This window comes from Methanobrevibacter thaueri (assembly GCF_015062905.1).
Taxonomy (GTDB): Archaea; Methanobacteriota; Methanobacteria; order Methanobacteriales; family Methanobacteriaceae; genus Methanocatella; species Methanocatella thaueri_A.
Window position 1 is genome coordinate 1 of sequence record NZ_SUTK01000062.1, and the last position, 7680, is coordinate 7680.

The 7680-nt window shown below is 40.4% G+C and carries 10 protein-coding genes; 3 read left to right on the forward strand and 7 right to left on the reverse strand.

Translation table 11 applies throughout. From position 1 onward, the window contains the following. A partial coding sequence (locus tag E7Z79_RS09740) for a zinc ribbon domain-containing protein (protein ID WP_369693444.1) occupies nucleotides 1-175 on the forward strand: 175 nt, incomplete at its 5' end. A gap of 45 nt (nucleotides 176-220) precedes the next feature. Next, nucleotides 221-628: a hypothetical protein gene (locus E7Z79_RS08540; RefSeq protein ID WP_303739537.1), complete on the forward strand. Its 408-nt coding sequence runs from the start codon at nucleotides 221-223 to the stop codon at nucleotides 626-628. A gap of 40 nt (nucleotides 629-668) precedes the next feature. Here E7Z79_RS08540 and E7Z79_RS08545 read toward each other — a convergent pair whose 3' ends face one another. Both E7Z79_RS08545 and E7Z79_RS08550 read right to left on the reverse strand, forming a co-directional pair. After that, nucleotides 669-1565: an ADP-ribosylglycohydrolase family protein gene (locus E7Z79_RS08545; RefSeq protein WP_303739538.1), complete on the reverse strand. Its 897-nt coding sequence runs from the start codon at nucleotides 1563-1565 to the stop codon at nucleotides 669-671. A gap of 9 nt (nucleotides 1566-1574) precedes the next feature. Beyond that, a complete protein-coding gene (locus E7Z79_RS08550) occupies nucleotides 1575-3680 on the reverse strand; it encodes an NADAR domain-containing protein (RefSeq protein WP_303739539.1) in 2106 nt (701 codons plus the stop codon). A gap of 219 nt (nucleotides 3681-3899) precedes the next feature. Here E7Z79_RS08550 and E7Z79_RS08555 point away from each other — a divergent pair, with 219 nt between their 5' ends. After that, nucleotides 3900-4772 carry a zinc-ribbon domain-containing protein gene (locus E7Z79_RS08555; protein ID WP_303739540.1) on the forward strand — a complete coding sequence of 291 codons (873 nt, stop codon included), beginning with the start codon at nucleotides 3900-3902 and terminating at the stop codon, nucleotides 4770-4772. Between the two features lie 97 nt (nucleotides 4773-4869). Here E7Z79_RS08555 and E7Z79_RS08560 read toward each other — a convergent pair whose 3' ends face one another. The 5 genes from E7Z79_RS08560 to E7Z79_RS08580 form a co-directional block, all read right to left on the reverse strand. After that, complete coding sequence (locus tag E7Z79_RS08560; RefSeq protein WP_303739541.1) at nucleotides 4870-5388, reverse strand: hypothetical protein; 519 nt, start codon at nucleotides 5386-5388, stop codon at nucleotides 4870-4872. 71 nt (nucleotides 5389-5459) lie between these two features. Then, nucleotides 5460-6128 (reverse strand): hypothetical protein, encoded by a 669-nt coding sequence (locus tag E7Z79_RS08565; protein WP_303739542.1) that lies wholly within the window; start codon nucleotides 6126-6128, stop codon nucleotides 5460-5462. Continuing rightward, entirely contained in the window at nucleotides 6128-6616 is a 489-nt protein-coding gene (locus E7Z79_RS08570; RefSeq protein ID WP_303739543.1) for a hypothetical protein, read from the reverse strand. Before E7Z79_RS08570 ends, E7Z79_RS08565 begins: the two co-directional genes overlap by 1 nt. Nucleotides 6617-6867: 251 nt before the next feature. Continuing rightward, nucleotides 6868-7314: a hypothetical protein gene (locus tag E7Z79_RS08575; RefSeq protein ID WP_303739544.1), complete on the reverse strand. Its 447-nt coding sequence runs from the start codon at nucleotides 7312-7314 to the stop codon at nucleotides 6868-6870. Then, a complete protein-coding gene (locus E7Z79_RS08580; RefSeq protein WP_303739545.1) occupies nucleotides 7244-7516 on the reverse strand; it encodes a transcriptional regulator in 273 nt (90 codons plus the stop codon). The genes E7Z79_RS08575 and E7Z79_RS08580 overlap by 71 nt, the downstream gene beginning before the upstream one ends. Nucleotides 7517-7680: the final 164 nt, after the last annotated feature.

The following is a 7680-nucleotide window of genomic DNA, read 5'->3' on the forward strand; positions in this document are numbered from 1 at the left end:
CAACACAAGCAGAACATGCCACCACTGCAGACACATAAACAAAGAGTTAAAAATCAAAACACGCAACTGGAAATGTCAAAAATGCGGAAAAACACTTGATAGGGACACAAACGCAGCAATTAATATTCTAAACCGCTGGTTCAACGGGGATAGCCTGAAAAAATACTTAAATTAACCATTATTAAGTGAAAAAAATTCAGGAATCCCCATCCTCTATAGGATGGGGTGGTTCAATGGATACCTGTCAAAAAGATTCTACAGGGCTTACATGATAGCCAGGGAAATGAAAGACAGCAACAAATGCTTTTTCAATCTGCTTCACTGTGCCTGGGACTGTGATGATAAAAACGATTCCAATGCAGTGAAAATGAGAAAACTTGCACTTGAGCATTTCGATGATTTGGAATACGATGAAAATGAGAAAAAGAACTATCTGGCCATAAAAGCAGACCTTCTAAGAAGAAGCGGTCAGTTCGACCAGGTGATTGAAGAGTTTTCAGGCATTACAATCGGTGAGGAACCATACGATTTAATCTTCCAATTCCAGATTGAAAAGTCCAAAGAAAAGGACGCCGAATGCTATACTGTCGGCGATGCAAAAAACAGAATGAGTGATTCCCCCTTTTGAGGAGAATCATCCATTTAATATTATCTTTTTTTAATTTTACTTATTTTTTACAGAAGCTTTCGAAATCATTGCAAAGGTCGAATACTTCATCGATTTGTGGAATGTCACTGATCCAATCTGACGGAATGTCATCGAAGCCGTAGTATATTCCGGCAAGTCCTCCGCAGATTGCCCCTACAGTGTCTGTATCCTTTCCGTAATTGACCGCCTTCAGGACCGCTTCACTGAAGCTGGAGGTTGTCAGAAGACATTTGAGTACACATTCCAAGGTCTTCATGACATATCCGCTGCTTTCAACTTCATCAAGGTCGTTTTCAAAAATCCTTTTGAAATGAACCAGCTCATCTGAATCACTGTAATAATCCCTGATCTTTTCGCATGCACTTTCGATGTGCTCCAATATTTCCAGATCCTCGCTGAGCATTGACCTTGCTATTTCAATGTAGAGGACGCATGCTATCCTTGACCTTTCGTGTGCATGTGTCAGCGCTGATACGTTTTCTATTGTTTCATAGTCTATTCCCGGAATGAATGCCATAGGCAGGATTCTCATTAATGACCCGTTTCCGTTGTCCCTTTCTCCGGCTCCTCCGCATTTTAGAGGGTCTATTCCATTGTCGAAATTGATTATCGCATTTATTGTTGTGTTTCCGTAATCGAAGGTGTGGTATTGGCTGTACTTGTCCTCATGAACAAAGAGGCTGAACTCGTTCATTATGTCCTCATAGTCGATGCCGTCCTTCTGGACTATGCTCTGCATGGTTGCAAGTGTCATTGATGAGTCATCTGACCATGTTCCCTTCGGCATGTTGTATGTTCCATTGCCCCTCATTCCTGTAACCGGATTCTCATCAAGCACTTCCTTGCTTGTGAATTCCACGGGAACGCCCAATGCGTCCCCAACTACCAAACCTGTTATTCCATCCTTAACTTTCATTTTATCACCTTAGAAAAATTCTCCTTCATCATTCATTCCTAAAGGAAAGCTGCATCTCTCAAGCCAAATCTCATCGGCCAGGTCACTAATGATATCTTGTTTCAAGTCACTTATAAAGTTTTCACGCTCTCTTTCTACAAATTCCCTTTCGATATCGGTCTCGTTTGTAAAGACTTCTTCAAAGCCGTCGGGAAGGTGCAGCAGCAGTATCTGTGTTTTGCCCTCAACGGTGAACACATCGAGAACCTTGAATCTGGAGCCGTGATTGGCTGTGTGCAGTCCCCAGTTGGTTTCCTTCTCAAAGACAGACAGGTCCCCCATGAATCCGGACAGTATGAGGTACCTGTGTGTTGTCACCATGCCACCGATTCTGTTTGAAGCGTCGACAAAACCCTTTTCGGTAATGATCTGGCCCGGACTGTACTTGCCTGCAATCTCATCGGAGAGGTTGGCGTCACGGACATATCTTGAGGAGCCCACAAGTGTTGACTCTATCACCTTATATTCGGCGGACTGCTTGTCGTTAGGGTCTCTTTTGTGGTTAAGGTAGGGATATGCGTTCTTGAGATATTCTGTATATCTCCAGTCGATTAGATTCTCATGCTCACATAGTCTGCGGATTTCATCCCTCACCTGCATAAGCGCAAATCCGAAGAGGTTCTCATCGCCTCCCCATTCGTCATCAGAGTCATAGACAAGACACCTGTCGCCTGTGTCAAGGAGCTTTCTTTTAAGCTCATCGTCCTGCATGAACTTGTAGTATGTGGCGTTCAGGCAAACTGTATACTTGAAGACTTCCCATTCAGCCAGCTGCTCGTCGGTTACTGTGTAATCATTCTTGAGCTCTTCGAATGTGACCTTATACGGGTCAATATTACGATTATATGATACGATTTTTGAAAAGAGAATTGCATGGCCTATTGAATTGAAATGATGTGCGTTGTTCCTGAACTCGCCTTCCATGTCCATGGTGATGAAATCGTTGACTTCAATCGCATCATCTGTTATCCTTGAGTATTTCGGGTTCACATCCTCGTCCCAGACGGATCCCATGAACGGGAATTGAGGAAGATTCTTAAATTTCGGATTTCTCGGGTTGAACTTCCAGTTTGCAGGTTCCGGAAACAGCTTGCGGAAAAGATCGCCCTGATATGGCTGGTTCATGCAGTAGTCTTCCCCTGCACCCATTCTCCATCCTATTGTCCATGAGCTGTATCCGGGAAATGCAAGCCATCTTGGTGCGGCATACTTTCCGGCCTCGCATGTTGATGACATGATTTCGCCGTCCCATATGTATCCCTTGGAGGCTTCAACGATATAATCTATGCTCTTGAGGTGTTCGATGAATGCATTGAACTCCTCATCGTCGAGGCAGTCCATCTTCTCGTGCAGGTCCTTCAGAGAGGCATTGCTTTTGAGGAACATCTTGAGTGTGAGAAGCTTGTCGCAGATGTAGTAGTACACCTTGAGGCTGTCGCATTCGACAAGTGTGCCCTGGGAGCCCATCTGCAGCTCTTCACCGCAGCCGTTGCAGAAGCTGAACTGGTTGTTGAAGTCTTCCCCACCGCAAAGCGGGCAGACCTTCCTGTCAGTTCTGGACTTTATCATCTCAATCCATGACATGTAAAACTCGCTTCCGTAGCGGTCCTTCAGATTCCTGCCGGTGCGGTTTTCAATCCTTTTGTATCCGTCGATGATTCTGCAGCTGAATAGCCAGTTTGTTTCATTCAGCCTGTCTAGGCATTCAAGTGCCTTTTCATATTCCTCCGCATCAATCAGTGCATGGGCCAGTACTTGTGTAGTTCCCTTGTCGGGTTTGTCGCTGTCCATGCTTTCATAAAAGTCATATGCATCATTGATGTCCAGTTCCATGAGCACCCTAACCTTGAAATCCTGGAAGCGGCTGTTTTCACCGTCAATTTCCAACATCCGGTTGATGCGTTCAAGTGCCCTGCGGTATTTTCCCAGATAATAAAGTGCAGTTGCGTTGTATGACAATGCATCCAAATTCTCCGGGTCCAATTTTAGGGCTTTCAGTGATAGTTTCATGAGGCTCTCATAATCATCTTCAAATAAGAGTGCCTCGCATTTTCCAAGTAATTCTTCTACGTTCATGATAATATATATGTGACTATGTTGTTAATAAAGTTTTTGTTAATACCTTGTGTTTAAGTAGGTGCTCCCATCAGTATGAATGAATTTTACCGAAAAATAAGATTTGGTACAAAAGATTCACCGATTATGAAAATAATGTTGACAATAAGGATTAAATAACTCCAATCATATACTATTAACCATAGGAAATTTTTTTCTTATGCAAAAAGAGGTGAAACGATGAAATTTTGTCCAAAGTGTGGAGCCCAAAACAAGGAAGAAGCGAAGTTCTGCGTTGACTGTGGAGAGGATATCTCAAACATATCCACAGAACAGCCAGAACAGAACAATGCAGCCCCTCAATCCACAGGCCAAAAGAACAAATGGATTGCGCCGATACTGAACTTCATTGGCGGAATGCTCATCTATGGGCTAAGTGGAATAGGACATGCATTATACCTTCGCTTATACAAAAGAGCAGCAATTTTTGGTGCAATAGGATTTCTGCTTTCGGCCATTTTCTTTGTGCTGTTCATTTTCAGCAACAGCTTTGCCATCACTGCAATAACCACCCTAATAGGAATAGCATTTACACTCTATGCGGCATATGACGCATACAAATGCACCGAGGCAATCAATGAAGGCAGGGAACTTCCAGCATTGATTGGAGGAATCAGACCCGAATCTCTTTCAACAGGAATGGCAGTTGGAGCGCTAGCGGTCGCTTTGGTAGTGATGGTAGTTGCATTCGGGGCATTCGCATCTTCAATGCTTGTGAACGACCTGTCCACAGCAAGCGTTACCGATACGGTCATAAGCAATGACATCTCTTCCGGCACAAATGACAATGACGGTCTCGTTGTCGAGATCTCCTATCCTGGAGAATGGTCTGCATCCATTGGGGACCAGGACACCAGCACCATGTATAATGGAAAGGGCGATGAGAGCATCAAGATCAACGAAGGAAGATATGACGTGATAGCTGCCGCAGTACAGAAAACAGACGGAAGTTCAGACAAGCTGAAAGTTAAAATCATAAAGGACGGTGACACCCTGGACTCTGAAAGCACAAGCAAGGAGTACGGCGTGGTAACCGTAAGCGCAACACTTTAATGTTTGATTTTTTATAAATCAAACTATTTTTTTATTTTTTAAAAAAAAAGAAATTTAAAAGCAGATATGACGATATCTGCCCACTAAAATCAGATAATTATATTCTTACCCATTCGTTATCTCCGACATGCATATACCAGTTGCCGTCGGGACCTTCCTGAACCTCACCGGAATAAATAGTTCTGCCTGCCTGCTGGCTGTAGTATGCACCTTCATCATAATCGGATCCCTCTTCAGCCTCAACGGTTACCCATTTGGTCTTTTTGGCCGGCTTATACTTGGCGTCACCGGTGAACTTGCATTTGACCTTGAATGCGCCTTCGCCGTTATCGAGTTTCAGCTTTGCATTTCCATAGGAATTGGTTGTCAGGGTATAATAATCTGCATTACCATACTCATCCTTTACTGATACTTTGACCTTCTTTTTTGAGATTGGCTTGTTTTTGGAATCAACCAATTTGATTTTAATCTTATCGCCGTCATGGACCGGAGAGCTGACCTTAATCTTCAATTTGGTGTCGGCCTTTTTGGAATCGGACACTCCCATGACCATACCCACTGAGAGAATTGCAATCATGAGAAGCAATCCTGCAAAAAATAATTTACTTCTGTTCATTTAATCACCATACATATATCAATAATGATATTATGTTTAAGATGATATATAACTTGTTGTGAAACAGAAAATCATGAAGCCTTAAAATCGAATCTTCCCTTGACCGAATTGAAACATAACCGACCAACATTTTTCGCCCCATTGAAGCAATCCTCATCAAAAGTCACAAAATCAACGGGTTGGCTTGAAAAACAGGCAAAATCATGGCCATCCAAAATGACACTCCTATCCTCATAATGAACACCAAAAGATTCTAGCATTGCATCAATTACAGAATAATCATTTTCCCTTTGAGGTGCCAATATCAACTTATTTTCCAATTTTTCCTTATTCTTGACACTGGTTATCATCAGGTCATTTAAACAAAAATTTATTGATTTTTTCATATTTAAAAATGGAATCATTGATTCTACACCAATATAATGATTCCAAAAAGGTTTTATAGAGTTTTTAGAATCTTCAAACAATTTTTCTGAATAATGTTTTTTTAAAAAAATTAACAAATCGACATCAGAATATAGATCCTTTTCGGGATTTTCCATAAACAATTTTAAATCCTCAAAGAATATTTTTAGATTAATCTGTTTTTCACCAAATCTGCGATTGAATTCTTTTACAACGGAATTGGACCAATAGTAATGATGATAGGAATTAAAAACTTGTTTTGCCTTTAAATGATGAGAATTAATTAAAAATATCATTGCAATAATAACATTGGTATCTAAAAATGCATTCTTCATCATAAATCACCAGATAATCTGCTAATAATCTCATTACAAACTTCCTCATCATAATATGGACTGGGAACTGCTAAATTCTTATAGAAATATTCTTGCATTTTTGTAGTGTACAACAAGAATTCAGTGTATCTTTCATCATAATCAACAGATTTGGCAAGTTTAGAGGATAACAGATTATCAAAGGAGTTAAATAAATCATTGAAGAAATTTTCATGTGAAATCAACTCATCAGGCCTATCCATTAATTGATAATACATTTCACAAATAGCCATATAATTATAGCATTCATTATCATAACCCTCTGATTTTAATTTCCTTGCAAAATCTATATAGGAATCATAGAATTCTTCCTTAAGGTTTTTATGATTTTTTTGTCGTTTAATCAATGCAAATATTCTCAGTATTAATGTTTTAATCTTATCATATGCCTTTTGAGCCGCATCACTTAAAATATATGGGACAGTATTGTTTTTTGCTTCTGAAATCATTTTTTTACCTCGATTAATGGTGTTAAATCAGATAATCCTATATTCCCTAAATTGAAATTAGCCTTAATTACCTGACCTAATCAATGAATAATACTTGAACTTACAAGTATATAAAGCATGAAGTTTTAAATGAGGTCAATTTTACGAACTCGGACAACTTTTTCTTGTTTTCGTTTAAACAAAACAATTTAACATTTAAATCAAGTGAACTGTTCTTAAAATCTAAAAACAACAAGTAATAAGCAGAACGATCACTTTTCAAATCTTCTCAAGTCAAGCTTCCATGTCTTGTATGCCAGGTCACTGTCGGTTTCCTTCCACTCCAAATCATTTGCCAAAACCTTCTTTTTCAGCACCTGAAGACTGGTGGCCCTCAAATCCGAACCCCTGTAATACCATGCGCCATCCTTGAAGTAGACATTCAGAAAGCCTGTCACGTTATTCTTGTCGATTTCCTTGGATTTGTTTGCGAGATTCTCATCAAGAATGTTCCATTTCAGTCCGTACAGGTTCACCAGAAGCTCAAGTTCCTTCAGTGTCGCCGCCTTAAGGGACCTGTCCCCGAACTGGTATTCCCAGCTCATGTCATCCAAAAGGTAAACGTTCATGAATCCTGAAAACTTCATATCAATTCCCCACATTGTCCAGATGATCGGCGATTTCCTCTCCAACGCCAGTGAGCTTATACTTCCGTCCACGGTATGCATCCTCATTCAGGCAGACTGCAACGCCGCAATCATTCAGCTGATGAAGGACCTTGGAAATATGATTAAGCTTGATGTCTGCATCCCTTGAAATGTCTGACGGAGTCTTCACATTACCTTTGAGCGCCTTAACGCATCTGACTCTATATGAGGAAATGTTAACGTAAGCATATACCTTCAATGTCTCATCGTCCATCAGCATCGCCTTAATTTTGTAAAAATAGAATCAAAACAGTATTAATATTGCCCAGCCATCATGTAAAACCAGGCAATAATCCGCTTAATACTGATAACATATTGTGTTTTTTGCAAGTTGTAGAAAAACATGAGATATGTTTCCCCATATAAATTATATATTTT